Origin of the sequence: Streptomyces davaonensis JCM 4913, from assembly GCF_000349325.1 — a bacterium.
Classification (GTDB): domain Bacteria; phylum Actinomycetota; class Actinomycetes; order Streptomycetales; family Streptomycetaceae; genus Streptomyces; species Streptomyces davaonensis.
On the sequence record NC_020504.1, the window covers coordinates 4,147,011 to 4,173,350 of the forward strand.

The window sequence follows — 26,340 nt, forward strand, 5'->3', positions numbered from 1 at the left end:
GAGGTGGGCGACGGTGGCAAGCAACAGCTCCGGGATCGTGGCCGGGCTGACCACGGCGGCCCTGATGACCGTGGGCTTCCTCGCCTACCAGGCCTCGGCGAGCGTCCCGTCCGAACTCCGGCAGCCGCACGAGGACAGCACGCCCGCGGGGGCCGCGTACAAGGCGCCGCGCAACAAGAAGAACCCCACCGCGCTGCCCGACGGGTCCGGCAGGGGTGAACGGGTCGTGTACTCGGTGGACGACGACCGGGTGTGGCTGGTCGGCAAGAGCGGCAAGGTGCGGCGCACCTTCGAGGTGAGCCCCGGCACGGTCGACCCGGCGCCGGGCGCCTACACGGTCACCTCGCGCTCGGGCAGGGTCACCGGCACCGACGGGGTCCCGGTCGAGCACGTGGTCCGCTTCACCAGCGTCGGCGGCGTGTCCGTCGGCTTCAGCGCGGCCGTGGACGACACGCCCCCGAAGCAGAACGCACCGAAGCTCACCGGCGGCATCCGCGAATCCCGCGCGGACGGCGACGCGCTGTGGGACTTCGCGACGATCGGCCACAAGGTCGTCGTGATCCGCTGAGCCGTCAGGCCGCTCTGCGCTCCCGCGCCTGCGGAGCCCTGGGTTCCGGCGCGCGCGGCGGGGTCGATACGGCGGTTGCCGCGGCGCAGGACGCCAGCAGATCGCGCATGGACGGCGGGCGCGGCGGACGCGACGGGTTCGCGTCCCGGTCCGTGACCGACATGGACGCCTCCTGAAAGCCGGGGGCGGACGAAGTTAGGCACACCTAACTACGGGCTGGGTACCATGTGACCACGCCCGGGACAACAAACGCAATATCTTGCCGACGTCTTGTCGGAATGGTGTCCGGAGTTGTTCGGGGACGCCTCGGACCGGGCGGCGGCTCAGGCGGACAGCGCCGCGAGACCGGCTTCCGCCCAGCGCTCCCCGAGCCCGGTCACCGTCACATGCCGTACCTCGTCCGTGGTGTCGCCGACGGCCCGGTGGATGACGAGCTGGAGCCGGTCCTCGGTCAGCTCCTCGACCTTGCCCTCGCCCCACTCCACGACGATCACCGAGTCGGGCAGCGAGACATCGAGGTCGAGGTCCTCCATCTCGTCCAGGCCGCCGCCCAGCCGGTAGGCGTCGACGTGGACCAGCGGCGGACCGTCCCCGAGCGAGGGGTGCACCCGGGCGATCACGAAGGTCGGCGAGGTGACGGCGCCCCGGACCCCGAGCCCCTCGCCGAGCCCCCGGGTCAGCGTCGTCTTGCCCGCGCCGAGCTCCCCGCTGAGCATCACGAGGTCACCGGCGCGCAGCAGCTTGGCGAGACGGCGGCCGAGCTCCCGCATCTGCTCGGGAGAGGTGACGGTCAGCTCGGTCTCAGCCTGGTTGTGCGGTGCTGCTTCCATAGCCACCCACGGTAGCGCCCGCGGGGACCGCTCCCGCGCGGGTGAGCAGGTCGGCGAGACGGTCGGTCACCACTTCGGGGTGTTCCAGCATCACCAGATGCCCGGCGTCCGGAACGAGCACCAGCTCGGCGTCGGGCAGCAGATCGGCGATGGCCTCGCTGTGCTCGCTGGGGGTGACCAGGTCCTTGACCCCGGCCAGCACCAGCACCGGCAGCTGGGCGAAGTGGGCGAGCGCCTCGGTCTTGTCGTGGTCGGCGAAGGCCGGGTAGTACTCGGCGACCACGTCGATCGGCGTGGCCTCGATCATCCGTTCGGCGAACCGCGCCACCGCCGGGTCGACGTCCCGGGAGGCGAACGAGTACCGCTTGATGATCCCCGCGAACAGGTCCGCGGTCGCCCGGCGCCCCCGTTCCACCAGCTCCGCCCGCTGACCGAGCGCCTTCAGCACGCCCGGCAGCACGCGCCGTACGGCGTTGACACCGGCGACGGGCAACCCGAAGTTGACCTCGCCGAGCTTCCCCGAGGACGTGCCGACGAGGGCGACGGCGACGACCCGGTCGCGGATCAGCTCGGGGTACTGGTCGGCCAGCGCCATCACGGTCATGCCGCCCATGGAGTGCCCGACGAGCACGATCGGCCCCTCCGGCACCGTCGCGTCGATGACCGCCTTCAGATCCCGCCCGAGCTGCTCGATGTCGACCGGCACCCCGTCCTGGACCTGCGCCACCCCGCGCTCCGACCGGCCGTGGCTGCGCTGGTCCCAGTGCACCGTCCGTACGACGCCGCGGAGCGCCGCCCGCTGGAAGTGCCAGGAGTCCTGGCTGAGGCAGTAGCCGTGGCTGAACACGACGGTGACCGGGGCCGGGGCCTTGCGGCCGAAGAGACGGCGCCGGCGGGGAGCGGGGCCGCCCTCGGGCTCGACGTCGTCGACCTCGTAGTACAGCTCGGTGCCGTCGTCGGACCGCGCCTTTCCGGGCATGCCGCGCAGCGAGCCGTACGGGCCCGCCGAGTCGAGCGCGAGGCGGGCCTTCTGCCGCATCCCCCGGCCGACGGTGAGCCGCTCTATGGCGACACCGGCCGCGGCGCCCGCGGCGACCACGCCTATCGCGGCGCCCGCGATACCGGTCGCGCGGCGCCAGTTCCCGGCGGAGGCGACGGCCGCGACGGCCTCCGCACTGCTCTCGCTCACGTACCGCTCCTCTTCGCAGGACTAGGGGGTGTCAGCCTGGCCCTCGTTCACATAGACGCGGGGAACACGGGATCCGATCCGGGTGACGATTTCGTACGCGATGGTGCCGGCGGCCTGCGCCCAGTCCTCGGCGGTGGGCTCACCGCCGTCGCCGGGCCCGAACAGCACCGCGCGCTCCCCCGGCTCGGGTTCGTCGCCGCCCAGGTCCACGATGAACTGGTCCATCGCGACCCGTCCGGCGATCGTCCGCCACTTGCCGCCGACCAGGACCGGACCGGCGGAGGAGGCGTGCCGCGGGACACCGTCCGCATACCCGACGGGGATGAGTCCAAGGGTGGTCTCACCCGCGGTCGTGTACTTGTGCCCGTAGCTGACGCCGTGACCGCCGGGCACGTGCTTGACCAGGGCGACGGACGCGGACAGCGTCATCACCGGCCGCAGCCCGAAGTCGGCGGGGGCGCCCAGTTCGGGGCTGGGCGAGATGCCGTAAAGGGCGATACCGGTGCGTACCAGGTCGAAGTGGCTGTCCGGACGGGTCAGGGTGGCGGGCGAGTTGGCGATGTGCCGCACCTCGGGGCGTGCACCCTGCTCCTCGGCGTACGCGATCATCTCGCGGAAGCGGTCGAGCTGGGCGTCGATGGAGGGGTGCCCGGGTTCGTCGGCGCAGGCGAAGTGCGACCAGAGCCCGGTGATCCGGATGAGTCCCGCGCCCTCGGCGGCGAGCGCCTCGCGGACCAGCTCGGCCCAGTCGTCGCCGGGCTGGCAGCCGCCGCGGCCGAGGCCGCTGTCGGCCTTGAGCTGCACGCGCGCGGGGAGCCCGGCCTCGCGGGCGGCGGCGGTGACCTCTTCGAGGGCCCACATCCCGCTCACCGACACGTCGAGACGGGCGTCGATCGCCTCCCGCCAGGGTCCACCCGGCGTCCACAGCCAGCACATGATCCGCACGTCGTCCGGCAGCCCCCCATTGGCCCTCAGCACGAGGGCCTCCTCGGGAGTGGCGGTGCCCAGCCAGCTCGCCCCCGCCTCGACGGCCGCGCGGGCACACTGCGCCGCGCCGTGGCCGTAGCCGTCGGACTTCACGACGGCCATCAGCTCGGCGCCCGGCGCGAGGGCGCGCAGGGCCCGCACATTGGCGCGCACGGCGGCCAGATCGATCTCGGCGCGGGCCCGCAGGGGCGCGGTCCGCAGGGCAGCAGTTTCAGTCATGGCGCCCCCAGTGTCTCAGAGGGGTCCGACAGCCCGGCCGAGCCCTGTGGCTGCGGGGGCGTGCCGAGTGACGGGGGTCACCCGGACGTAGGACACACCGGTCATAGGGTGCTCGGCATGAGCATCATCGGGGTCGGTATCGACGTGGCGGAGATCGACCGGTTCGCGGCGTCCCTGGAGCGTACGCCGGGCATGGCCGGGCGGCTGTTCCTGGACAGCGAGTTGTGGCTGCCGAGCGGGGAACGGCGCGGGGTCGCCTCGCTGGCCGCGCGGTTCGCGGCGAAGGAGGCGCTGGCCAAGGCGCTCGGCGCCCCCGCGGGACTGCACTGGACGGACGCGGAGGTGTACGTCGAGGACAGCGGGCAGCCGCGGCTGCGGGTGACGGGGACGGTGGCGGCCCGGGCGGCGGAACTCGGGGTGCGGTCCTGGCATGTGTCGCTCAGTCATGACGCGGGCGTGGCCTCCGCGGTGGTGGTCGCGGAAGGCTGAGGGGCACGAGAGACTCGACCCCATGCGGACTGCGTACAGCGTGGAGACGGTCAGGGCGGCGGAACGGCGACTGATGGCGCGGCTGCCCGAGGGCACGCTGATGCAGCGGGCGGCGGCCGGACTCGCCGCGGCCTCGGCCGACCTGCTCGGCCGGGTGTACGGCAGCCGCGTCGTGCTGCTGATCGGCAGCGGCGACAACGGCGGCGACGCCCTGTACGCGGGGGCCCGCCTGGCCCGCCGCGGCGCGGGGGTGACCGCGGTCCTGCTGGCGCCGGAGCGGGCACACGCGGGCGGGCTCGCGGCGCTGCACAGGGCGGGCGGGACGACGGTGGAAGGCGCGGCGGACCGCACCGCGGCCGAGGCGCTGATCGAGCGGGCCCACCTGGTCCTGGACGGCATCGTGGGCATCGGCGGCAAAGGCGGGCTACGGCCGGACGCGGCTGCCCTCGCCGAGGCCGCCGAGCGGTCCCGGGCCGCCGTCGTCGCCGTAGACCTGCCGAGCGGCGTCGACGCGGACACCGGGCGGGTCCACGGCGCCGCGATCCGCGCCGACCTCACCGTCACCTTCGGCACCCACAAGCCGGGGCTGCTGATCGACCCGGCGCGGGACTTCGCGGGCACGGTCCGCCTGGTCGACATCGGCCTCGATCTGCCGGAGGAACCCGCGCTGGAGGCCCTTCAGCACGCGGACGTGGCCCGGCTGCTGCCGGTGCCGGGCCCGGAGAGCGACAAGTACCGGCGGGGCGTGGTCGGCATCGCCGCCGGTTCCGCGCGCTACCCGGGGGCCGCGGTGCTGGCGGTGGCGGGCGCGCTGCACGGCGGCGCCGGAGCCGTGCGGTACGTCGGACCGGCCGGGGACGCGGTGCTCGCCCGCTTCCCGGAGACCCTGGTGTCGGACCGGGGCCCCGGCAAGGCGGGCCGGGTGCAGGCCTGGGTGGTCGGACCGGGCGCCGGGGACGACGCGGCGACGGTGGCGCAGGTGCTGGAGGCGGACGTACCCGTACTGATCGACGCGGACGGACTCCGGCTCGCGGACCGGGACACGGTACGGGCGCGTACGGCACCGACGCTGATGACGCCGCACGCCGGGGAGGCGGCGGCGCTGCTGGGTGTCGCGCGCGAGGAGGTCGAGGGCGCCCGGCTGGCGGCGGTACGGGAGCTGGCGGGCCGGTACCGGGCGACGGTGCTGCTCAAGGGCTCGACGACCCTGGTGGCGGCGGAGGAGGGGGCGGTGCGGGTGAACGCGACCGGCACCTCCTGGCTGGCCACGGCGGGCAGCGGGGACGTGCTGTCGGGCCTGGCCGGATCGCTGCTGGCCGCGGGGCTCCCGGCGCGGGACGCGGGGAGCGCGGCGGCGTATCTGCACGGGCTGGCCGGGCGGTACGCGGCGGACGGGGCACCCGTGGGGGCGCAGGACGTGGCGACGGCGATCGTGCGGGCCTGGCGGGACGTCCGGGGCTGAGCCCGGACGTCCCTGATCACCCGCGGGAGACGGTCAGTAGTACCAACGCTGGTCGTAGTTGAGGCTGCAATTCCACAGGATCAGCTCGACGCCGTTGGCGGTGCTGGAGTTGGGGACGGCGAGGCAGAGGTCCGCGTACATGCTGCGCAGCCGGCCGATGCTGTCGTGGATCCAGAGGTCGGTCTCGGACGGCGGGTTGGCCGAGCTGCAACCGAACTGGAACGGCTTGGAACCGGGCGTGACGCTGCCGACGACCAGGCACTTGCCGCTGTTCTGGTTGACCAGCCGGACCCGGTTGTCCGCCTCCTGGCGCAGCTCCCAACGCTGGTCGGTGTTGCCCGTGCACTGCCACTGGACCGGAACCACGCCGTTGCTCTCGCTGGAGCCGGGAATGGCAAGGCACTTGATGGAGTTACGGTTCGTCAGTTCGAGGTAGGTCACGGCCTGGGCCTGGGACTGCGTCACGGCCAGAACGGAGACGAGCGCGAGCAGCAGAACGCCGAGTCTCCGCGCCGCCTTCAGGGCAACGGTCATGTGTCACTCCAGAATCAGGGGTCACACCGGTCACTCACCGGCGGCACACCCTGACACCCCTGGCCGAACTCCCGTAGAACTCTTGGCCAACGCTTAACGACGCGGTGATCTTCACTCCACCGTCACCGACTTCGCCAGGTTCCTCGGCTGGTCCACCTCGTTGCCCCGGGCGGTCGCCAGCTCGCAGGCGAAGACCTGCAACGGCACGGTCGCCACCAGCGGTTGGAGCAGCGTCGGTGTCACCGGGATACGGATCAGATGGTCGGCGTACGGGACCACCGCCTCGTCGCCCTCCTCCGCGATCACGATGGTCCGCGCGCCCCGGGCCCTGATCTCCTGGATGTTGGACACGATCTTGTCGTGCAGGACGGACCGGCCCCGGGGCGAGGGGACGACCACCACCACGGGCAGGTCGTCCTCGATCAGCGCGATCGGGCCGTGCTTCAACTCGCCCGCCGCGAAGCCCTCGGCGTGCATGTAGGCGAGCTCCTTCAGCTTCAGCGCACCCTCCAGGGCGACCGGATAGCCCACGTGCCGGCCGAGGAACAGCACCGTGTTCTTGTCGGCCAGCGAGCGGGCCAGCGCCCGTACCGGCTCCATGGTCTCCAGTACGCGCTCCACCTCGCCGGAGATCTCCGCCAGATCCCGGATGACGGCCCGGATCTCGTCGCCCCACTTGGTGCCGCGCACCTGGCCGAGGTACAGCGCCACCAGGTAACAGGCCACGAGTTGGGTCAGGAACGCCTTCGTCGAGGCGACCGCCACCTCCGGACCGGCGTGCGTGTACAGCACCGCGTCCGACTCGCGCGGGATCGTGGAGCCGTTGGTGTTGCAGATCGCCAGCACCTTGGAGCCCTGCTCCCGGGCGTGCCGCAGTGCCATCAGGGTGTCCATGGTCTCGCCGGACTGGGAGATCGCGATCACCAGGGACCGCGCGTCCAGGATCGGGTCCCGGTAGCGGAACTCGCTGGCCAGCTCCACCTCGCAGGGAATCCGCGTCCAGTGCTCGATGGCGTACTTGGCGATCAGCCCGGCGTGGAAGGCGGTACCGCAGGCGACGATGACGACCTTGTCCACCTCGCGCAACTCCGAGGCGGAGATCCGCACTTCGTCGAGCGTCAGGTCGCCGGAGACGTCGATGCGGCCCAGCAGGGTGTCGGCGACCGCCTTGGGCTGCTCGGCGATCTCCTTGAGCATGAAGTAGTCGTAGCCGCCCTTCTCGGCCGCCGAGGCGTCCCAGTCGACGTGGTAGGAGCGGACCTCCGCCGCACTGCCGTCGAAGCCGGTCACCGTGACGCCGTCCCGGCGCAGCTCGACCACCTGGTCCTGGCCCAGTTCGAGCGCGGAGCGGGTGTGCGCGATGAACGCGGCCACGTCCGAGGCCAGGAACGCCTCGCCCTCCCCGACGCCCACCACCAGCGGCGAGTTTCGGCGCGCGCCGACGACCACGTCCGGCTCGTCCGCGTGCACCGCGACCAGCGTGAACGCGCCTTCCAGCCGGCGGCACACCAGCCGCATCGCCTCCGCGAGGTCGGCGCAGGAGGAGAACTCCTCGGCGAGCAGATGGGAGACGACCTCGGTGTCGGTCTCGGAGGCGAGGTCGTGGCCGCGCTCCGCCAACTCCGCCCGCAGCAGCGCGAAGTTCTCGATGATGCCGTTGTGGACGACGGCCACCCGCCCGGCGTTGTCCAGATGCGGATGCGCGTTGGCGTCCGTCGGCCCGCCGTGGGTCGCCCAGCGGGTGTGCCCGATCCCGGTGGAGCCGCTCGGCAGCGGGCGGTCGACCAGTTCCTTCTCCAGGTTGACGAGCTTTCCGGCCCGCTTCGCGGCGGCCAGACCGCCGTCCGCGAGCACGGCCACGCCCGCCGAGTCGTATCCCCGGTACTCCAGTCGCTTCAGTCCGGCCATCACGACATCGAGCGCCGACTGCGACCCCACGTATCCCACGATTCCGCACATGACCGGCAGCCTACGATCGAATCAGCCGCCAAACCGGCCACAGCGTGCCCGATTTCGGAAATTCTCGCGCCGTTTTGGCCTCCCAGCCTCAGGTCTTCGCCCGATACGCCCGCATCGCCAGCGGATAGAACACGAGGGCTATCCCCGCCGCCCACACCAGCGACCACAGCACCGGCTCCGCCACCGGCCCGCCGAGCAGCAACCCCCGGAAGGCGTCGGAGAGATGGGTCACCGGATTGACGTCGCTCCACGCCTGGAGCCACCCCGGCATGGTGTCCACCATGACGAAGGCGCTGCTGGTGAAGGTGATCGGGAAGATGAGGGTGAAGGCGAACGCCTGCACCTTCTCCGCGTCCCCGGCCAGCATCCCGATCAGCACCGCGCTCCAGGACACGGCCGCCGCGAACACGATCACCAGCAGGGTGCCGAGCAGGAATCCGTCGAAGCCGCCGGTGACCCGGAAGCCGAGCAGCAGTCCGAGCCCGATCATCAGCAGCAGTGCCCACAGGTGCTTGGCGAGGTCGGCGGTGATCCGCCCGATCAGCGGCGCCGAGCGGGCTATCGGCAGACTGCGCAGCCGGTCGAAGACGCCCTTGGTGAGGTCGGTGTTGAGCGCCATCGCCGTGTACATCGTCATGAACAGGGTGTTCTGCACGATGATCCCGGGCAGCGCGTACTTCAGATACGCCTCGGGCGATCCGGCCATCTGGCCGCCCAGGACATAGGTGAACAGGAACACGAACATGATCGGCGTGATGCTGTAGTCGACCAGTTCGAGCGGGTTGTGCTTGACCGCGACCAGGCTGCGCCAGGCCATGGTGAAGGTCTGCTGGAGCCCGGCGAGCGGCCGGACCCGGCCCGATGCGCTGATGGGCGCGGTGATGGTCGTGGCGGTCATGACCGGCTCACCGCCTTCTCCCTCTTCTCCCTCTTCTCCAGATCGGCACTTTCCTGGTCGGGGTCGTCCTCGGGCTCCTCGGACGGCTCGGCGCGGTGTCCGGTCAGCGCCAGGAAGACCTCGTCGAGCGAGGAGCGCCGTAGCGCCAGCTCCCCGACTGCTATCCCCTCCCGGTCGAGGGTGCGCACGACCGCCGGCATCAGCTCGGGGTCCTTCACCGGGGCCGTGACCGTCTCGCCCTCGATCTGGGTCTGCGTCCCGGCCGCCCGAGCGACCAGCTCGTGCACCCGCCCGAGCTCCTCGGCGACCAGTGGCCGCACCTGGAGCACCTGGCCCCCGACCTGCGACTTCAACTCGTCCGGGGTCCCCTCGGCGATCACCCGCCCCTTGTCGATCACCACGATGTCGTCGGCGAGCACATCGGCCTCGTTCAGATACTGCGTGGTCAGCAGGGCCGTGGCGCCGTCCGCGACCAGTCCCCTCAACAGGTCCCACAGCTCGCCTCGGCTGTGCGGGTCGAGGCCGGTCGTGGGCTCGTCGAGGAAGAGGATGCTGGGCCGGCCCACCAGGCTCGCGGCGAGGTCGAGACGCCGTCGCATCCCGCCCGAGTACGTCTTCGCGGCCCGCCCGGCCGCGTCCGTCAGCTGGAACCGCTCCAGCAGCTCCCGCGCCCGCGCCTTGCCGTCCCGTCGGCTCATGCCCAGTAGCCGACCGATGAGCAGCAGATTCTCCGTACCGGTCAGGTTCTCGTCGACGGCGGCGTACTGCCCGGTCAGCCCGACCAGGGCGCGGACGACTCCGGCCTCCCGGACCACATCGTGCCCGGCCACCCGGGCGCGCCCGCCGTCCGGCTGGAGCAGCGTCGCGAAGATCCGTACGGCGGTCGTCTTCCCCGCGCCGTTGGGGCCGAGCAGCCCGAGCACCGTGCCCTGGCGGGCCCCCAGATCGACCCCGGCCAGCGCCTCGGTCTCCTTGAACCGCTTGACCAGGCCTTCCGCCTCAATCGCATACGTCATGGGTCACCCCTCGGGGGTCGGTGGACCCCGGGCCGGGCCCACCTCTTCCACAACTGTGACGCACGCCACTGACATTCCCCGTCTTGGCCCGGTTCGCCCCGTAATGCTCGCCGCGTGACGGATGCCACCCCACCGTCCGTTCGTACTCCCGTAACAATGGACTGTGATCTCTCCGGTCTCCCCGATCCCCCGGAGCGCCCACCGGCACAAACCGGAGGCGACTCCCTACGTCGACCTCACCCGAGCCGAGTGGAGCGCGCTGCGCGACAAGACGCCGCTGCCGCTCTCCGCCGACGAGGTCGAGAAGCTGCGTGGCCTCGGCGACGTCATCGACCTCGACGAGGTGCGGGACATCTATCTCCCGCTCTCCCGCCTGCTCAATCTCTACGTCGGGGCCACGGACGGACTGCGCAGCGCCCTGAACACCTTCCTCGGCGAACAGGGCTCCCAGTCCGGCACGCCCTTCGTCATAGGGGTCGCCGGCTCGGTCGCGGTCGGCAAGTCCACCGTCGCCCGTCTCCTCCAGGCCCTGCTCTCGCGCTGGCCCGAGCACCCGCGCGTGGAGCTGGTCACCACGGACGGCTTCCTGCTGCCGACGACGGAGCTGGAGGACCGCGGCCTGATGTCGCGCAAGGGCTTCCCGGAGTCGTACGACCGCCGCGCCCTGACCCGTTTCGTCGCCGACATCAAGGCGGGCAAGGACGAGGTCTCGGCCCCCGTCTACTCCCACCTCATCTACGACATCGTGCCGGGCCAGAAGCTCACCGTCCGCCGCCCGGACATCCTGATCGTCGAGGGCCTGAACGTCCTCCAGCCCGCCCTGCCCGGCAAGGACGGCCGCACCAGGGTCGGCCTCGCCGACTACTTCGACTTCAGCGTGTACGTCGACGCCCGCACCGAGGACATCGAGCGCTGGTACCTCAACCGCTTCAAGAAGCTGCGCGAGACGGCCTTCCAGAACCCGTCCTCGTACTTCCGCAAGTACACCCAGGTCTCCGAGGACGAGGCCCTGGACTACGCCCGGACGACCTGGCGGACCATCAACAAGCCCAATCTGGTGGAGAACGTGGCCCCGACCCGGGGCCGCGCCACCCTGGTGCTGCGCAAGGGCCCGGACCACAAGGTGCAGCGGCTGAGTCTGCGCAAGCTGTGACGGCTACGCTGCCGCCATGCTGCACCTGCGACTGATCACTCCGGCCGACCGCACGGACGAGGTGGTGCGTCTGATCGAGGAGACGATCGGCACCACGCACCTGGTGGTCCTGCCCGGCTCCGCCCGCAATCCGGCCGGGGATGTCGTGCTGTGCGACGTGGCGCGGGAGGCGGGCGACGAACTGCTCACCGGTCTTCAGCGTCTCGGCATCGAGGACTCCGGCTCCATCGCCGTGGAGAACATCGACCTGTCCCTGTCCAAGCGCGCGGACAAGGCGGAGGCGGAGGCCCCCGGCGAGGGCGCGGACGCGGTCCTCTGGGAGCACCTGACGGACGCGACGCACGAGGAGTCGACGCTCTCCGTCACCTACCTCGCGTTCATCACCCTTGCCACGATGATCGCCGCCTGCGGTGTGGTGCTGGACAATGCGATCCTGATCGTGGGCGCGATGGCGGTGGGCCCGGAGTTCGGCCCACTGGCGGGGTTCTGCACAGCGCTGGTGCAACGCAAGCCACGCCTGGCGCTGCGTTCACTGACAGCACTCCTGGTCGGCTTCGCCGTGGCCATGGCCATCACCGTCGGCTTCAGCCTCTTCATGGACTCCATCGACCTGTTCAGCGAGGAGCAACTGGAAGCCGACCGTCCGCAGACCGCGTTCGTCTACGCCCCCGACTGGTTCTCGTTCATCGTCGCGGTCCTGGCCGGCATGGCCGGCACCCTGTCCCTGACCTCGTCGAAGTCCGGCGCCCTGGTGGGCGTAGCCATCTCGGTCACCACGGTCCCAGCAGCGGCGAACGCGGCAGTGGCCCTGAGCTACGGCGACACGAAGCAGACGTGGGGTTCGACGGAACAGCTACTGCTGAACCTGCTGGGCATCGTGCTGGCGGGAGTCGTGACGCTCCTCGCCCAGAAGTGGTTCTGGCACCGGCAACGACAGCATGCCTAGGGGCGCGGGGAACTGCGCGACCGGCCACGACGAACTCGCACCCGGCCGCCAACAGCTCCCCGCAGACGCTTAGCCGAGCGCCGACTTCACAACATCGGCCAGCCGCCCGGCAACAGCCCGAGCATGATCAATATCGGCCGCCTCGACCATCACCCGAACCAACGGCTCGGTACCGGAAGGCCGCAACAGCACCCGCCCAGTAGCCCCCAGCTCCCTCTCCGCGTCAGCAACGGCAGCAGCCAGCTCCGCAGACGTCGAGGCCCGGGACTTGTCCACATCCGGCACATTGATGAGCACCTGAGGCAGCCGCTCCATCACACCCGCCAGCTCCCGCAGCGACCGCCCGGTCTCCGCGACCCGAGCGGCGAGCAGCATCCCGGTCAGCGTCCCGTCACCCGTGGTCGCGTGATCAAGGATGATCACGTGCCCGGACTGCTCACCGCCCAGCGCGTACCCGTGCTCCTTCATCTCCTCCAGCACATACCGGTCACCGACGGCGGTCTGAACGAGGCGAAGCCCCTCCCGCTCCATCGCCAGCTTGAACCCGAGGTTGGACATCACGGTCGCGACAACGGTGCCGGAGCGCAGTGCGGAACGCTCCCGCATCGCCAGCGCGAGTACGGCCAGGATCTGGTCGCCGTCCACCTCCTCACCGGTGTGGTCGACGGCGAGACAGCGGTCGGCGTCACCGTCGTGCGCGATGCCGAGCGCGGCACCGTGCTCGACGACGGCGGCCTTGAGCAGGTCCAGGTGGGTGGAGCCGCAGCCGTCGTTGATGTTGAGCCCGTCCGGCTCGGCACCGATCGTGATCACCTCGGCCCCGGCCCGCGAGAAGGCCTCCGGCGAGACCCGCGCGGCGGCACCGTGCGCCTCGTCGAGGACGATCTTCAGCCCGTCGAGCCGGTTGGGGAGCACCCCGATGAGATGGGCGACGTACTGGTCGGAGCCCTCGTCGTAGCTGCGCACCCGGCCGACGCCCGAGCCCGTGGGCCGCTGCCACGGCTCGCCGTGCCGGTGCGACTCGTAGACGGACTCGATCCGGTCCTCCAGCTCGTCGGCGAGCTTGTGACCGCCCCGGGCGAAGAACTTGATGCCGTTGTCCGGCATGGCGTTGTGGCTGGCGGAGAGCATGACGCCGAGGTCGGCGCCGAGTGCGCCGGTGAGATGGGCGACGGCGGGGGTGGGCAGCACGCCGACCCGCAGCACGTCGACGCCCGCGCTCGCCAGACCGGCGACCACGGCGGCCTCCAGGAACTCCCCGGACGCGCGCGGGTCCCGTCCGACCACGGCTTTCGGCCGGTGGCCCTCGAAGGTGCCCGCCTCGGCGAGCACGTGGGCCGCCGCGACCGACAGACCGAGCGCCATCTCGGCGGTCAGATCCGCGTTGGCGACACCGCGCACGCCGTCCGTGCCGAAGAGTCGTCCCACTTGTCCTCCTGATGAAGCGTCACTTATCCGGTGCCGCGACCGGGATCATCTGCGGAGATCGTCCAAGATCACCCGATCGCACAAACCTTTGAGCGTCTTGTGTCGTTATACGCCCACGGCCGCGATAAACGAACGCCCCGGCGGCACTGTGGCGTGCCGCCGGGGCGTCCGGACGTACTGCTGAAGTCGCGAGTACGAGCTTGCAGGCAGCGAAGCTTAACGCTTGCTGTACTGCGGAGCCTTGCGGGCCTTCTTCAGACCGGCCTTCTTGCGCTCGACCGCACGGTCGTCGCGGCGGAGGAAGCCGGCCTTCTTCAGGGCGCCGCGGTTGTTGTCCACGTCGGCCTCGTTCAGCGCACGGGCGACACCGAGACGGAGCGCACCGGCCTGACCGGAGACACCGCCACCCGCGATGCGGGCGATGACGTCGTAGCGGCCCTCGAGCTCGAGCACCTTGAAGGGCTCGTTGACTTCCTGCTGGTGCACCTTGTTGGGGAAGTAGTCCTCAAGGGTGCGACCGTTGATCTTCCACTTGCCGGTGCCCGGGACGATCCGGACGCGGGCGATGGCGTTCTTGCGACGGCCCAGGCCGGCGGCCGGCTGGGGCTCGCCGAAGCGGGACGCCATGGACTCCGAGGTGTACTCGCCCTCGACGGGGACCTCGGACTCGGTGGTGTAGCTGTCGATGTCGACGAGCTCAGTCTCTTCGACCGGCTGCTCGGTGGTGGTCTCGGCCACGATTCTCCTCAGATTCTGTTCAGTCTTAGGGGGTGGCCGGACTTACTGCGCGACCTGGGTGATCTCGAACGGCACCGGCTGCTGCGCAGCGTGCGGGTGCTGGTCGCCCGAGTAGACCTTCAGCTTCGTGAGCATCTGACGGCCCAGGGTGTTCTTGGGGAGCATGCCCTTGACGGCCTTCTCGATGGCCTTCTCGGGGTTCTTCGCGAGCAGCTCGTCGTAGCGGACGGAGCGCAGACCACCCGGGTAGCCCGAGTGGCGGTACGCCATCTTCTGGGTCCGCTTGTTGCCGGAGAGGTGCACCTTGTCGGCGTTGATGATGATGACGAAGTCACCGGTGTCGACGTGGGGCGCGTAGATCGGCTTGTGCTTGCCCCGCAGGAGGGACGCGGCGGTCGTGGCGAGACGGCCCAGGACGACGTCCTGAGCGTCAATGACGTGCCACTGACGAGTCACATCGCCGGGCTTAGGGCTGTACGTACGCACTTCGCAGCCTTCTTCTTCAGTGGATGGGTGCTGACACATGGCATCCATGAAGCGATCGTGCAGCTGGGGACGACAGTGCCGGGGACGCTGCCCGTATGCCGCCCACTGGTAACTGCTCCAGGGAACCTACGTAAGGGCCTCTCGCGTGAGAACGACCAAGCCGATACGCATAACAGTCCGCAAGAATACTCGTGCTGCCCCGGACGGGTCAAAACGAGGTCGCTGCTGTCACGGGAGCAGATTTTACCTCCACCCGGCGCCCGGACACCGGGACGCGGGTCGTACCAAGCACCCGGAGATGTCGTATTTGCGCTCGCAGGTTGCCGCAACCCCAGGGCGCCCAGGGCTCCTTGGGGCGGAACGGCATCCCCCGGTCCCCGTCTAAGATGCGCCCCATGAGCTTCGGGCAGCAGGGGGGACCCCAGTCCCAGTGGGATCCCTGGAAACCGCATTCCCAGCAGCCGTGGAACAGCGGCGGCGACAGCCAGACCCCGGACTGGGCCGCACTCGCCGAGGCGTCCGAGTCCCGTAACAAGCGACGTCGGCTGCTGTTCATCGGCGGCGGCGCGCTGGCCACGGTCGGCATAGCCGCGGCGGTCGCCGTGGCCGTGGTGTCGGCGAACGGCGACGACGCCTCCAACAAGCCGACCGCCCAGCTGCCCGCGACCGCGGACATACCGAGCGGTTCCACGGGCCCGGAGCCGTCCTTCGAGCCGACGAGCGCGCCGCCCCCGCTGGATCCGAACGACTTCATCGCGAGCGCGAAGAAGGACACCGCCCCGCTGAGCCCCGGGACCCTCTTCCCGGACCAGCAGCTCACCCTGGGCGAGACCCTCTACAAGAAGGGTCCGACGGCCGACACCAAGGACTGCTCGACGGCGGCCCTGAAGACCCTGCCGAAGATCCTCGACGCCAACGACTGCACGCGTCTGATGCGGGTCACCTACGTCGACGGCGGCATCGCGGTCACGATCGGCGTGGCGGTCTTCGACACCGAGGCGCAGGCGGCCAAGGCCAAGGGCCAGACCGACGACAAGAGCATCGTGCGGGCCCTGTCCGGCAAGGGCGTGAAGTCCTTCTGCAACTCCGCCGTCTGCCGCTCCACGCGGAACTCCTACGGCCGCTACGCCTACTTCACGGTCGCCGGTTTCACCAACGGCAAGGACGTCACCAACAAGAGCACCGAGGTCTTCGCGGCCGGCGACGCCCTCCAGGACTTCACCTTCGACCAGATCCGCCGCCGAGGCGAGGCACAGGCATCGGCGGCGGCCCAGGCGGGCTGATCGCTCAGGACTCCTCAGGGATCCTCAGGAGCCCGAGGGCAGCGTGTCGAACCAGCCGATGCCGTTGCCCTGGAACTCCTTCGCGGCCTCCTCGGCCTGCTCTGCGGTCAGGGCCTTGCCGGACTGGTGGTAGAACCAGTCGACCTTCATGTCCCAGGCCCGGTCGCCGGTGAAGGGCAGGTCGACGAACCAGGTGTTGAAGTTGACCGCCATGTCGGCCCGCGGGGCGTAGTCGGAGCCGCTGCGGTAGAGGGTCTTGCCGTCGAGGCTGTAGGTGACGGAGTCCTTCTTGACCGTGATCACCATGGTGTGCCAGCCGGCCAGGCTCTGCTCGGTCTTGCTGGTGACGCGGTCGCCCTCGTCGGCGTTGCGCCAGGTCGTGGTGTCCAGCTTCGGGCCGGGCGCGCCCCAGCCGCCGTTCGGCATGTACTCGTTGTCCAGCTCGGCGTACTTGCTCCCGGAGCCGCCGATGGTGAAGAACGTCTGGTTGATGTGGTCGCCGTTGTCACCGGTGGTCGGCTTGTCGGTGAAGTGGATGCGCGCCGCGTAGGTGCCGGTGCGGAACTTCGCCTCCTTGGTGCCGAGGGCGGCCTGCTCGGTGCCGGCCTTGGTGCCGTCGGTGGCCGCGCGCAGGTTGAGCGCCTGACCGCCGAGCGCCTCCTCGTCCCCCGGGAACGAGACGCCCTTCGCGGTCCAGGTGTTCTCGATGCCGGGTCCGCCCTTACTCGTGCGCACCAGCCAGCCGTGCTTGAACAGCGCGGTGTCCTTCGGGCCCCGATAGTTGAAGTCGTCGAAGAAGCCGCCCTCGGGAAGCTCCGGCACCGCCCGGGACACCGGCTTCGCCGAGGTCTCGGCGCCCTTGCCGCCGGGCTCCTCGCCCCACACCAGCGCGCCGCGCTTGTAGGCGGGCACCCGGTCGGACTCCTGGTACGTCCGCTTCTCGGCGTCGTAGGACCAGTCACCGTCCTGGTCGACCGGCTTGTGGTCGGTGCGGTAGAGCTGGATCTCCAGTCCACGGCTGTTCGCACCGGGCTTCAGCACGCCCGCCTTCTCGGTGAACCCGAGCTCCAGGTAGTGGTCGGCACCCTCGTGCGGCGTGTCCATGGCGACCACGGAACCGGTCAGATTCGAGCAGCCGAGGGCCGCTTCCACACAATTGAAGCCGTACGACGCGTCCCCGTCGGCGGTGAAGTAGTACCGAAGCGAAACCTCGCTCAGCGGCACGGGCTTCTCGGAGGTGTTGAAGACCTCCAGCCACGGCCGGACCGCGTCCGCCTCCGGCTCGGTCTCCGTCCGGTAGCGGACGGTGAGCTCGGGGTCCTCCGGGTTGAAGTGGTTCCACAGCGGCTTCGCGGCCAGTACGCCACCGGCCAGGACTGCGACCACGAGCAGAACCTTGAACGCGCGGGCTATGCCACTGCGGCGGCGGGGCTGACGGCGGGACGCCACGTGAGATCTCCTTCAGGGCGCGGGCGTGCGCCCGGCGGATGCGGAATCGGCAAGAGGGTACCCGTCGCCGCGCCGGGCGCCAGGGGTCGGTTCGGACCGGAATCCGACGTGAAGGGACCGACTCATGACCATGCAGAAGGGTTGTACGCGCTTTCACGTGACAAAAACGACTGTGTGCGACGTGTGAACACATGTGTGGACGCTGTTAGCCTGCTTGCTCCTGTATTCAATTGAATGACTGTGCGCCCGGGCTGGGGGCTTGGGTGGCGCCGGGGTGGGAAGTATTGCCGTGAACCGAAACTCCACAGTCGACCTCGTGATCATCGGGCTCGGCTACGTCGGGCTGCCCCTTGCCAGGGCGGCAAGCGCTTCCGGCCTGAAGGTCGTAGGCCTCGACCGCAGCGAGCCGGTGGTGCAGGGTCTGAGCTCGGGTTCCTCGCACGTCGACGACATCAGCGACGCCGATGTCCGCACGATGCTCGACCAGGGCTTCCGGGCGGTCTCCACGCCCGAGGTCATCGCGGAGGCGGCGGCCGTCGTCATCTGTGTGCCGACCCCGCTGACCGAGCACGGCGCGCCCAACCTCGGCGCCGTGGACTCCGCCGTCGCCGACATCGCGGCCCACCTGCGGCCCGGCACCCTCGTCGTCCTGGAGTCCACGACCTACCCGGGCACCACCGACGAGGTGGTCCGCCCGCGCCTGGAGGCCGGCGGCCTGAAGGCGGGCACCGACTTCTACCTCGCCTTCTCGCCCGAGCGCATCGACCCGGGCAACCCGACCTACGGCCTGGAGAACACCCCCAAGGTCGTCGGCGGCACCACCCCGGACTGCACCAAGGCGGCCCGCTCGCTGTACGAGCGCTTCGTGGGCAGCGTGGTGGAGGCCAAGGGCACGCGTGAAGCCGAGATGGCCAAGCTGCTGGAGAACACCTACCGGCACGTGAACATCGCGCTCGTCAACGAGATGGCGATGTTCTGCCGCGAGATCGGCGTCGACCTCTGGGACGCCATCCGCTGCGCCTCCAGCAAGCCCTTCGGCTTCGCGCCCTTCTACCCGGGCCCCGGGGTCGGCGGTCACTGCATCCCGATCGACCCCAACTACCTCTCTTACAAGGTGCGTTCGCTCGGGATACCGTTCCGGTTCGTGGAACTGGCCCAGGAGATCAACCAGCGGATGCCCGCCCATGTCGTGTCCCGCGCCGCCGATCTGCTCAACCAGCAGGGCAAGCCGATCCGTGGCTCGCGTGTGCTGCTGCTCGGCGTCACCTACAAGCCGGACATCTCCGACCAGCGGGAGAGCCCCGCGGTGGATGTCGCCGAGCTGCTGCTGGAGCGCGGTGCCGACCTCGTCTACTACGACCCCCGCGTCGCGGACTGGACCGTCGAGGGCACCGCGGTGCCCCGGGTCGAGGACTACCTCGCCGGCGCCGCCGAAGCGGATCTGACCATCCTTCTCCAGCAGCACAGCGAGCTCGACCTGGACGAGCTGGCCGACCGCTCCCGGCTGCTCTTCGACACCCGGGGCAAGTCGGCCGACCACCCCCAGGTGGTCAAGCTGTGACCGACACCTACATACCCGGGGCCGTCGACAACGACGGCCGCCGCCGACACAAGCGCAGACGGCATCTGAAGGTCTCGTACTTCGTCTTCCTCGCCATCGCCGCCGTCATCGTCACCAAGCTCGACCCGGACTCGCTCCACCTCTACTCGTTCGGCGCCCTCGGTCTGCTCGCCCTGAAGATGTTCGGTGCCCTCTTCTACCGGCCCGCCAAGGCGGACCGCGAAGAGCTGATGCTGCTGGACAACTCCTGGGTCACCGCGGTCATCCCGATCTACAACGAGGACCCGGTGATGTTCGAGCAGGGCATGCGCAGCCTTCTCGCGCAGAGCCGGCTCCCCAACGAGATCCACATCATCGACGACGCCAGCGCCGACTCCTCCGGCATCAAGGCCGCGAAGAAGCTGCGCCGGGAGTTCGAGGCGCAGGGCGTGAAGTACACGGTCAGCGTCCAGCCCGAGAACAAGGGCAAGCGCGAGGCCCTCGCCCTCGGCTTCGAGGCGGCGCCCTACTCCGACCTGTTCCTGTGCGTGGACTCCGACACGATCCTGTCCCGGGACACGGTCCGTGAGCTGCTGCTCCCCATGGCCGACCCGAAGATCATGGCCTCCACGGGCATGGTGCTGGCGCTCAACCACGACAGCAACATCTTCACCCGGCTCCAGGACCTGCGGTACGGCAACTCGTTCCTCTTCGAGCGGGCCGCGTACTCCCGGCTGAAGTCGGTGCTGTGCTGCTGCGGCGCGCTCTCGGTGTACCGCGGCACGCTGGTGCGCAAGTACCTGCCGGACTTCCTCAACCAGCAGTTCCTGGGCAAGCCGGCCGTCTTCGGCGACGACCGGCGGATGACCAACTACTGCCTGATGGAGGGCCAGGTCGTCTTCCAGGAGACGGCCGTCGGCTACACCGCCGTCCCCGAGAAGCTGCCGCACTTCCTGCGTCAGCAGGTGCGCTGGAACAAGTCCTTCTTCCGTGAGTCCCTGTGGGCCTTCAAGAACCAGAAGAAGTTCCGGCCCGCCTTCTGGCTGACCTGCATGGAGCTCGCGCTGTGGCTGGTCTTCGGCACGGCGATGTTCTACTCCATGGTCATCCTGCCGATCATGCAGCCGGAACGGTTCGTCAACCACATCGGTGACTACCTGCTGTTCATGGTCCTCATGGGGTACCTGCGCAACGTCCGGTACCTCGACTTCCCACGCCGCGGCATGGGCTTCATCAAACGCTTCGGCATGTTCCTGCTGGCCCCGCTGTACGGCGTCATCCAGCTGGTGCTGCTGACCCCGCTGCGCTTCTACGCCCTGGTCACCCTGCACAAGGGCAGCTGGGGCACGCGTCAGGGCGGCGTCGAGGTCTCCGTGGCCGGCGACCACGAGCAGGATGTCTCGGCGGTGTACGAGGAAGAGGACGAGTACTCGTCCCAGCAGGTCTCCTCGACCATCGAGATGATGCGTCTGGAGGGCATCGCCCTGGCCCGTACGGCCCCGCACGCCTCGCCGCGCAATCCCAACGGCATGGCCCAGGCCTACACCGGGCACACCCAGGGCGAGCTGCGCGACATGGGCCGCAACGCGCCCCAGCAGCAGGTGGCGTGGAACGGCGTGACCGAGCCGCAGCCCATCCCCCACCAGCCGCAGCCGGGCCAGCACATCCCTCAGCAGCAGCACCAGCAACCGCAGCCGGTGCCGCCGCAGGGCTACGGGGCCCCGCAGTACCAGCAGTACCAGCAGCCCTACCCCGGCCAGGCGCAGGACCCCTACCAGCAGCACGCACAGCAACAGCAACAGCAAGCGCAGCAGCAGTACAACAACTGGCAGGGCCAGCAGGACTACGGCCAACAGCAGCCGTACATCCCGCACATCCCGCAGCAGCCGCAGGGCCCGTACCCGCAACAGCAGCAACACCAGCCACAGCAACAACAGTGGCCGCCGGAGAACCAGCCGCACGCCCCGGAGCACCAGGACGACGGCTGGTTCGGCAACCACCGCTAGGGCCTGTCGTTTGGATCAGGCCGGCTGCAAGAAACAGTGCAGGCCGGCCGACCCGAGCGGGCTCTGGTGCGTGCAGCTGCAAGGCGGAGGAGGGCGGCGACGCGGAGCGTCGGCAACCGACGACAACGCGGCTGGGGGTACCCCCCTCTGGGGGAGTGCGTGCCAGGGCCCGCGACGCCGGACTGATCCAAACGACAGGCCCTGGGTCAGCTGTAGTACGCCATCGCCTCCTGGACGGTGAGCACCTCGATCTCCCGCTTGTCGATCTCCGTCATCAGCGTACGGAGACCGGCCTGGCTGATCTCGGTGCTCGCCGCGGGCGTGCCGGCCACGATCTTGTGCAGGCACAGGATCAGCCAACTGCCGCTGCCGGCACACCGGTCCAGCGCACCGCCCGCGCCGATCACCTTGCTCAGCGCGGTACCGCCGATTCCCGTTCCGTCGGTGATTCCGGTCAGTGCCTTGAGCCGGTACGGCATGGCCGGCGCAAAGCTCTCGATGGTCTCGGAAATGATCGAGCGCGCGGTGGTGAAGTGACGGGACGCGAGCTCGTCCACGGCCACTCCGTCGGTGGTCTTCTGAAATGCGCCGTGCGGATAGGCGAAGTGCTCACTGGTGAATCCGTTGCCCACGAGCCATTCCCGCAGCTTCGCGAAATCCGCGTCGACCTGTTGGGCGGTGAGTTTCGGGTAGCTCGCCGTGTGCGTGGCGTTGGCATAGGAGTGCCCGGCCATCTCCCAGCCTGAGGCGTCCTGGAGCGAGCGCATCTGTCCGAGGCTCACGAAGGACCCGGTGCCGATCACGTCCGCGATGTTGTAGAGCGTGCCCGGCATGCCGAACGGGTCCATCACCGGGCGGGCGAGGTCGTGCACCGACTTGTGCGAGTCGTCGAAGGTGATCGAGACGACGCCCTTGGGAAAAACGGACTCGGTGTCGGGCACCAGCTCGACCGTCTGGAGGTGGTACGTCACCGGGGCCTTGGCGTCGTCGTAGACCGCGAACGACATGTCGGTGAATCCGGTCCGCACGGACGGCTCGCCCTGCGCGGAGATCGTGTACGTGCCGGAGGCGCCGCTCACGTCGGCCCACTGGAGATGGACCGTCACCCACTCCCCGGACTGCACGTAGTTGGTGCCGCTCCCATGGGTGTGCACCCGCCAGCTGAAGGCGTTCTTCAGCCCTGAACTGCCGAGATAGAAGACGACCTTGCTGAGGTCCGTCACGTCCGAGACCCGGAAGATCAGCCGGATCATCTTGCCGCTGAGATCCATGGCCGTCATACCGGTCTTGCGGACGTACGACTGCACGCCGGTGCCCGTGGTGGTCACCCGCACCGAGGACGTGCCCCGGGTGAAGACCGCGGTGTCGGCCGGGTTCGACGAGGCGGTCCCCCCGCCACCCGCCGTCCAGCCGTGCCCGGACTGGAACTGCTGGCTCCAGGTGGCCCGGCGATAACGCGGCCTCCGCCCGGTCGGCGCGTACGGCGGCACGCCCAGGCCCTCGGCCGGCGCGGCGTCCGCCGTCGCCAGCGCCCCGATCCCCCCGACCGTGACCAGACCCCCGAGCCCCACGGCCTTCAATGCCGAGCGTCTGCCCACCGGTCCGGAATGCTTACTTCCCCTGCTCAAGACGACTCCCCACTCGCAGCAATGCCCCAACCCCCATAGTTCGCAAAGACGTTCGCAATTCAAGTGTCCAATGCGACTGGTGTGACAGTAAAATACGCCTAGACGGGTGGGGATGATGCGCACGGTCCTTGTTTCTTATCAAGGGCCCGGACGAGACAGGGGAATCTCGCTCCCCACCACTCTTCACACGCCTCCCGGGGGGGGCTGTGTCTGTTGTCTGTTACCGGAGGGGATCATGAACAGACGTTCTTCCACGCTGCGCCGAGGCACGCGCGCCGTGGGTGCGGCCGCGCTGCTGGTGGGCGGTCTGGGAGTCGGGGGCGCCTGGCCGGCCGCCGCGGCCGGGACCGAGCCGTGCAAGCCGACGGAGGGCTTCACCCACTGCCGGATCTTCGACCACTCCGGCGCGGCCGTGGACTTCCAGGTCCCCGCCGGCGTCAAGGAGTTGGACTTCCGCGGCTGGGGCATGGGCGGCGACGGCAATCCGTTCGCCACAGGCGGCAACGGCGCGTACGTGGGGGGCTCGCTGGCGGTCACCCCCGGTGAGCACCTGACGGTGAAGGTCGGAGGCTGGCGCGTCGGGAACGGCAAGTTCTTCGGTGACGCGCTCGGCGGCAAGGCCGGCGAGGGCAACTGGAACGGGGGCGGCGGCGCGAGCACCGCGGTCCGCGCCGCCGACGGCTCGCCGCTGTTCATCGCCGCCGGCGGCGGGGGCGGCGGATACGGCAACACCGACCTGGGCCCTGGGGGCAGCGGTGGCGCTCCCGACGGCATCGACGCCGGCGAGGACTTCGGCGGCAGGGGTGCCAAGGGCGGCCAGGGCGGCGAGGCCGGTGGCGAGGGCGGCAAGCCCGGCGCCGACGCCACGCAGGGCGGCGCGGGCGGCGACGGCGGTGCCAGGGCGGGCGGTGGCGGCGCGGGCTACGCGGGCGGCGGTGGCGGCGGCGGCCGTGCCGCGGAGACCGACGGCGGCAGCGGCGGTGGCGGTTCCAGCTACGTCGACGCCGAGCGCACCTCCGACGTGCGCATGCTCAGCAGCACCACGCCGTATCCGGCGGCGAAGGACGACCCGTTCTGGGTGCACAATCCGCTGAACGACAACCAGCCGGACCTCGCCGGCGTCGGCCAGGGCGGCTGGAACGAGCGCGGCGGCGACGGCCGCGTGGTCTTCCAGTGGAAGGACCCCAAGGGCGCCCCCGTGGTGTCCGAGCTGACCCGGGAGTCCGGCGACGACCAGACCGTCCTTCCGATCTTCACCTCCGACCCGATGGTGGTCGTGGCCCGCAACAAGGACGGCGAGCCGCTGCCCGAGCAGAAGGTGACCTTCACCCTGGAGGACCCGAACGGCCTCGGGGTGAAGTGGGAGGACTTCCCGACCCAGGTGTACACGGACGCCCAGGGCCGCGCCGCGTCCCCCTCCGTCATCACCGGCGAGAAGGAGGGCAGCTTCACGGTCCGGGCCACGTCCGGGACCGCCACCACGACCTTCACCGCCCATGTCGCGGAGACGAGCCACACCATCGAGATCACGGGCGGCGACGAGCAGCAGGCCGCGATCGGCGACACCTTCGCCGAGCCGCTGTCCGTCAAGGTGACCAAGAACGGCGCTCCGGCCGCGGACACCGAGGTGCAGTTCACCGTCGAGAGCAGCGACGATGAGGCCCCGGCGTTCAAGGGCGACGAGGACTCCGTGAAGGTGACCACCGACGCCGACGGCGAGGCCACCGCCACCGATCTGGTCGCGGGCAAGGAGCCGGGCACGTACAACGTCCTCGCGGCGGCCGGTGACGCCGGGATCCGCTTCACGGTCGAGGTGACCGAGAAGGACGCGAGCCCCTCCCCGTCCCCGAGCCCCTCCGGCACGTCCGACAGCACGACGGGCGGCTCGGACAGCACCGGCGGCACGGACACCCAGGGCGACTCGGGCAGCCTGGCGCTGACCGGCGCCGCGGGCATCGGCACCCTCGCCGGGGCGGCCGCCGCGCTCGCCGCGCTGGGCTGGGCCGCGATCCGGTTCACCCGCTCCCGCCGCGCGCAGGACTGACGCAAGCAGGACTGACGCAAGCCGAAGGGGGCCCTGTCGACACAGGGCCCCCCTTCAGTGCACCTGCCCCCGCACCCGCCGAGCCTGCCGCTGCCGCTCCGCGAGCTGACCGGCGGCCGGATAGGCGACCTCCTCAAGGGTCAGCCCGTGCGGCCGTACGACATGGACGGCACTGTCCCGCACCCGCGCGTCCAGCACCTTCCGCGGCCACTCCACGCCGCGATGCCCGTCCCCCACGAACAACAACGCGCCCACCATGGACCGCACTTGGTTGTGGCAGAAGGCGTCCGCACGGACCTCGATCTCCACGACGCCGTCCGCGGTACGCCGCACCCCGAAGTCGAAGATCTCCCGCACGGTGGAAGCACCTTCACGCTTCTTCGCGTAGGCGGCGAAGTCATGCTCCCCGACAAGGGACTTGGCGGCGGCGTCCATCACATCGACGTCCAACTCCCAGTCATGCCAGAGCACATGACTGCGCAGCAGCGGATCCACACCACCGGGCCGGTCCCCCACCCGGTAGATGTAACGCCGCCACAGAGCCGCGAACCGCGCGTTGAACCCCTCGGGCGCCTCGGTGAGCGCCCACACCCGCACGTCCTTGGGCAGCCGCCCAGCGAGCCGCTTCAGCAACTTCTCCTGATGCAGCCCCCACAGCTCCTCGGGCAGATCCACATGAGCAACCTGCCCCCGAGCATGCACGCCCGCGTCCGTCCGCCCGGCGACGGTCAACTCGTACGTGGTCTCCCCCGACCGAGTCACCGTCCGCAGGGCATCCTCGATCTCCCCCTGCACGGTCCGCTGCCCACCGGCTTGCTTGGCCCAGCCATGGAACTCCCCACCGTCATAGGAGAGATCAAGCCGAACCCGAACAAACCCAGGCGCTGCCACTTCACTCACGTACAGATCCTCTCAAGTACAAAAAGGCGGGCCCGCCCCTGAAAAGGAACGGACCCGCCAACACCCCTGGGGGCGCGGGGAACGCTTACGCGTCCTTCGACTCCTCGGCGGGAGCCTCGTCGGCCTTGGTCGTGTCGACCTTGGCCTCAGCAGCAACCTCGGCATCCTTGGCGGCACGCTTGGTGGCGGCCTCGGCCTCGCCGGTCGCCTCCTGCGCCACCGTCAGCGCCTCAACAAGCTCGATGACAGCCATGGGCGCGTTGTCGCCACGACGGTTACCGATCTTGGTGATACGGGTGTAGCCACCCGGACGGTTCTCGTAGCGCGGGCCGATCTCGGTGAAGAGCGTGTGGACGACGCTCTTGTCCGTGATCACCTGGAGCACCTGACGGCGGTTGTGAAGGTCGCCCTTCTTCGCCTTGGTGACCAGACGCTCGGCGTACGGCCGCAGGCGGCGGGCCTTCGCCTCGGTGGTGGTGATGCGGCCGTGCTCGAAGAGCGCCTTCGCGAGGTTCGCGAGGAGCAGCTTCTCGTGCGCGGCGCTGCCGCCCAGACGGGCACCCTTGGTGGGCTTCGGCATTTTCAATC

The 26,340-nt window shown here is 70.0% G+C and carries 24 protein-coding genes; 9 read left to right on the plus strand and 15 right to left on the minus strand.

Translation table 11 applies throughout. The annotated features are described in order from the left end of the window. Positions 1 to 13 precede the first annotated feature (13 nt). Positions 14 to 568 (plus strand): L,D-transpeptidase, encoded by a 555-nt coding sequence (locus BN159_RS17965; RefSeq protein ID WP_015658428.1) that lies wholly within the window; start codon positions 14 to 16, stop codon positions 566 to 568. A 4-nt stretch (positions 569 to 572) separates the two neighbouring features. Here the strand turns inward: BN159_RS17965 and BN159_RS46225 are convergent, their stop codons facing one another. The 4 genes from BN159_RS46225 to alr form a co-directional block, all read right to left on the minus strand. Beyond that, positions 573 to 731 carry a hypothetical protein gene (locus BN159_RS46225; protein ID WP_015658429.1) on the minus strand — a complete coding sequence of 53 codons (159 nt, stop codon included), beginning with the start codon at positions 729 to 731 and terminating at the stop codon, positions 573 to 575. Between the two features lie 160 nt (positions 732 to 891). Then, positions 892 to 1,398 (minus strand): tRNA (adenosine(37)-N6)-threonylcarbamoyltransferase complex ATPase subunit type 1 TsaE, encoded by a 507-nt coding sequence (gene tsaE / locus BN159_RS17970; RefSeq protein WP_015658430.1) that lies wholly within the window; start codon positions 1,396 to 1,398, stop codon positions 892 to 894. Beyond that, entirely contained in the window at positions 1,370 to 2,587 is a 1,218-nt protein-coding gene (locus tag BN159_RS17975; protein ID WP_015658431.1) for an alpha/beta fold hydrolase, read from the minus strand. The genes tsaE and BN159_RS17975 overlap by 29 nt, the downstream gene beginning before the upstream one ends. A 21-nt stretch (positions 2,588 to 2,608) precedes the next feature. Continuing rightward, positions 2,609 to 3,793, minus strand: coding sequence for an alanine racemase (gene alr, locus BN159_RS17980; RefSeq protein ID WP_015658432.1), 1,185 nt, complete (start codon positions 3,791 to 3,793; stop codon positions 2,609 to 2,611). 117 nt (positions 3,794 to 3,910) lie between these two features. Here alr and BN159_RS17985 point away from each other — a divergent pair, with 117 nt between their 5' ends. Both BN159_RS17985 and BN159_RS17990 read left to right on the plus strand, forming a co-directional pair. Next, positions 3,911 to 4,282: a holo-ACP synthase gene (locus tag BN159_RS17985; protein WP_015658433.1), complete on the plus strand. Its 372-nt coding sequence runs from the start codon at positions 3,911 to 3,913 to the stop codon at positions 4,280 to 4,282. A gap of 22 nt (positions 4,283 to 4,304) precedes the next feature. Next, positions 4,305 to 5,744: a bifunctional ADP-dependent NAD(P)H-hydrate dehydratase/NAD(P)H-hydrate epimerase gene (locus tag BN159_RS17990; protein ID WP_015658434.1), complete on the plus strand. Its 1,440-nt coding sequence runs from the start codon at positions 4,305 to 4,307 to the stop codon at positions 5,742 to 5,744. Positions 5,745 to 5,777: 33 nt separating this feature from the next. Here the strand turns inward: BN159_RS17990 and BN159_RS17995 are convergent, their stop codons facing one another. From BN159_RS17995 to BN159_RS18010, 4 genes are all read right to left on the minus strand, one after another. Continuing rightward, positions 5,778 to 6,278: an RICIN domain-containing protein gene (locus BN159_RS17995; protein ID WP_015658435.1), complete on the minus strand. Its 501-nt coding sequence runs from the start codon at positions 6,276 to 6,278 to the stop codon at positions 5,778 to 5,780. Positions 6,279 to 6,389: 111 nt separating this feature from the next. Beyond that, a complete protein-coding gene (gene glmS, locus BN159_RS18000) occupies positions 6,390 to 8,237 on the minus strand; it encodes a glutamine--fructose-6-phosphate transaminase (isomerizing) (RefSeq protein WP_015658436.1) in 1,848 nt (615 codons plus the stop codon). A gap of 88 nt (positions 8,238 to 8,325) precedes the next feature. Next, entirely contained in the window at positions 8,326 to 9,135 is an 810-nt protein-coding gene (locus BN159_RS18005; RefSeq protein ID WP_015658437.1) for an ABC transporter permease, read from the minus strand. Further along, positions 9,132 to 10,151, minus strand: coding sequence for a daunorubicin resistance protein DrrA family ABC transporter ATP-binding protein (locus BN159_RS18010; RefSeq protein ID WP_015658438.1), 1,020 nt, complete (start codon positions 10,149 to 10,151; stop codon positions 9,132 to 9,134). Before BN159_RS18010 ends, BN159_RS18005 begins: the two co-directional genes overlap by 4 nt. Before the next feature lie 163 nt (positions 10,152 to 10,314). Between BN159_RS18010 and coaA the strand changes: the two genes are divergently transcribed. Beyond that, positions 10,315 to 11,304 (plus strand): type I pantothenate kinase, encoded by a 990-nt coding sequence (gene coaA, locus BN159_RS18015; RefSeq protein WP_015658439.1) that lies wholly within the window; start codon positions 10,315 to 10,317, stop codon positions 11,302 to 11,304. A gap of 16 nt (positions 11,305 to 11,320) precedes the next feature. Beyond that, positions 11,321 to 12,250 (plus strand): DUF389 domain-containing protein, encoded by a 930-nt coding sequence (locus BN159_RS18020; protein WP_015658440.1) that lies wholly within the window; start codon positions 11,321 to 11,323, stop codon positions 12,248 to 12,250. A gap of 69 nt (positions 12,251 to 12,319) precedes the next feature. Here BN159_RS18020 and glmM read toward each other — a convergent pair whose 3' ends face one another. The 3 genes from glmM to rplM form a co-directional block, all read right to left on the minus strand. After that, positions 12,320 to 13,678 (minus strand): phosphoglucosamine mutase, encoded by a 1,359-nt coding sequence (glmM, locus tag BN159_RS18025; RefSeq protein WP_015658441.1) that lies wholly within the window; start codon positions 13,676 to 13,678, stop codon positions 12,320 to 12,322. A 216-nt stretch (positions 13,679 to 13,894) separates the two neighbouring features. Beyond that, positions 13,895 to 14,416, minus strand: a complete 522-nt coding sequence (rpsI, locus tag BN159_RS18030) for a 30S ribosomal protein S9 (protein WP_015658442.1) — start codon at positions 14,414 to 14,416, stop codon at positions 13,895 to 13,897. 42 nt (positions 14,417 to 14,458) lie between these two features. Continuing rightward, positions 14,459 to 14,902 carry a 50S ribosomal protein L13 gene (rplM, locus tag BN159_RS18035; protein WP_015658443.1) on the minus strand — a complete coding sequence of 148 codons (444 nt, stop codon included), beginning with the start codon at positions 14,900 to 14,902 and terminating at the stop codon, positions 14,459 to 14,461. A gap of 395 nt (positions 14,903 to 15,297) precedes the next feature. Here rplM and BN159_RS18040 point away from each other — a divergent pair, with 395 nt between their 5' ends. Further along, the gene (locus BN159_RS18040; protein ID WP_041819474.1) at positions 15,298 to 16,185 is read left to right on the plus strand and encodes a hypothetical protein; all 888 of its coding nucleotides are present in this window, start codon (positions 15,298 to 15,300) and stop codon (positions 16,183 to 16,185) included. Positions 16,186 to 16,209: 24 nt separating this feature from the next. On the opposite strand, the gene BN159_RS18045 is transcribed toward BN159_RS18040, so the two are convergent. Next, the gene (locus BN159_RS18045; protein WP_015658445.1) at positions 16,210 to 17,634 is read right to left on the minus strand and encodes a cellulose binding domain-containing protein; all 1,425 of its coding nucleotides are present in this window, start codon (positions 17,632 to 17,634) and stop codon (positions 16,210 to 16,212) included. Between the two features lie 289 nt (positions 17,635 to 17,923). Between BN159_RS18045 and BN159_RS18050 the strand changes: the two genes are divergently transcribed. Together BN159_RS18050 and BN159_RS18055 are read left to right on the plus strand one after the other, a co-directional pair. Then, complete coding sequence (locus BN159_RS18050) at positions 17,924 to 19,195, plus strand: nucleotide sugar dehydrogenase (RefSeq protein ID WP_015658446.1); 1,272 nt, start codon at positions 17,924 to 17,926, stop codon at positions 19,193 to 19,195. Then, on the plus strand, positions 19,192 to 21,180 hold the full coding sequence (locus BN159_RS18055; protein WP_015658447.1) for a glycosyltransferase: 1,989 nt from the start codon (positions 19,192 to 19,194) through the stop codon (positions 21,178 to 21,180). Before BN159_RS18050 ends, BN159_RS18055 begins: the two co-directional genes overlap by 4 nt. A gap of 206 nt (positions 21,181 to 21,386) precedes the next feature. Here the strand turns inward: BN159_RS18055 and BN159_RS18060 are convergent, their stop codons facing one another. Continuing rightward, positions 21,387 to 22,778 carry a polysaccharide deacetylase family protein gene (locus tag BN159_RS18060; RefSeq protein ID WP_106435768.1) on the minus strand — a complete coding sequence of 464 codons (1,392 nt, stop codon included), beginning with the start codon at positions 22,776 to 22,778 and terminating at the stop codon, positions 21,387 to 21,389. A gap of 265 nt (positions 22,779 to 23,043) precedes the next feature. Here BN159_RS18060 and BN159_RS45290 point away from each other — a divergent pair, with 265 nt between their 5' ends. Beyond that, positions 23,044 to 24,852: a glycine-rich protein gene (locus BN159_RS45290; RefSeq protein ID WP_015658449.1), complete on the plus strand. Its 1,809-nt coding sequence runs from the start codon at positions 23,044 to 23,046 to the stop codon at positions 24,850 to 24,852. Positions 24,853 to 24,906: 54 nt separating this feature from the next. Here the strand turns inward: BN159_RS45290 and truA are convergent, their stop codons facing one another. Continuing rightward, a complete protein-coding gene (truA, locus tag BN159_RS18070) occupies positions 24,907 to 25,752 on the minus strand; it encodes a tRNA pseudouridine(38-40) synthase TruA (RefSeq protein WP_015658450.1) in 846 nt (281 codons plus the stop codon). An 85-nt stretch (positions 25,753 to 25,837) separates the two neighbouring features. Then, a complete protein-coding gene (rplQ, locus tag BN159_RS18075; protein ID WP_015658451.1) occupies positions 25,838 to 26,332 on the minus strand; it encodes a 50S ribosomal protein L17 in 495 nt (164 codons plus the stop codon). Positions 26,333 to 26,340: the final 8 nt, after the last annotated feature.

Coding starts and splice junctions, on each gene's coding strand:
- BN159_RS18040 (WP_041819474.1), top strand. CDS start 15,298: ATGAGCTTCGGGCAGCAGGGGGGACCCCAGTCCCAGTGGGATCCCTGG.
- BN159_RS17995 (WP_015658435.1), bottom strand. CDS start 6,278: ATGACCGTTGCCCTGAAGGCGGCGCGGAGACTCGGCGTTCTGCTGCTC.
- BN159_RS46225 (WP_015658429.1), bottom strand. CDS start 731: ATGTCGGTCACGGACCGGGACGCGAACCCGTCGCGTCCGCCGCGCCCG.
- tsaE (WP_015658430.1), bottom strand. CDS start 1,398: ATGGAAGCAGCACCGCACAACCAGGCTGAGACCGAGCTGACCGTCACC.
- BN159_RS17985 (WP_015658433.1), top strand. CDS start 3,911: ATGAGCATCATCGGGGTCGGTATCGACGTGGCGGAGATCGACCGGTTC.
- BN159_RS18010 (WP_015658438.1), bottom strand. CDS start 10,151: ATGACGTATGCGATTGAGGCGGAAGGCCTGGTCAAGCGGTTCAAGGAG.
- glmS (WP_015658436.1), bottom strand. CDS start 8,237: ATGTGCGGAATCGTGGGATACGTGGGGTCGCAGTCGGCGCTCGATGTC.
- BN159_RS18020 (WP_015658440.1), top strand. CDS start 11,321: ATGCTGCACCTGCGACTGATCACTCCGGCCGACCGCACGGACGAGGTG.
- BN159_RS45290 (WP_015658449.1), top strand. CDS start 23,044: ATGAACAGACGTTCTTCCACGCTGCGCCGAGGCACGCGCGCCGTGGGT.
- alr (WP_015658432.1), bottom strand. CDS start 3,793: ATGACTGAAACTGCTGCCCTGCGGACCGCGCCCCTGCGGGCCCGCGCC.
- rplQ (WP_015658451.1), bottom strand. CDS start 26,332: ATGCCGAAGCCCACCAAGGGTGCCCGTCTGGGCGGCAGCGCCGCGCAC.
- BN159_RS18005 (WP_015658437.1), bottom strand. CDS start 9,135: ATGACCGCCACGACCATCACCGCGCCCATCAGCGCATCGGGCCGGGTC.
- BN159_RS17990 (WP_015658434.1), top strand. CDS start 4,305: ATGCGGACTGCGTACAGCGTGGAGACGGTCAGGGCGGCGGAACGGCGA.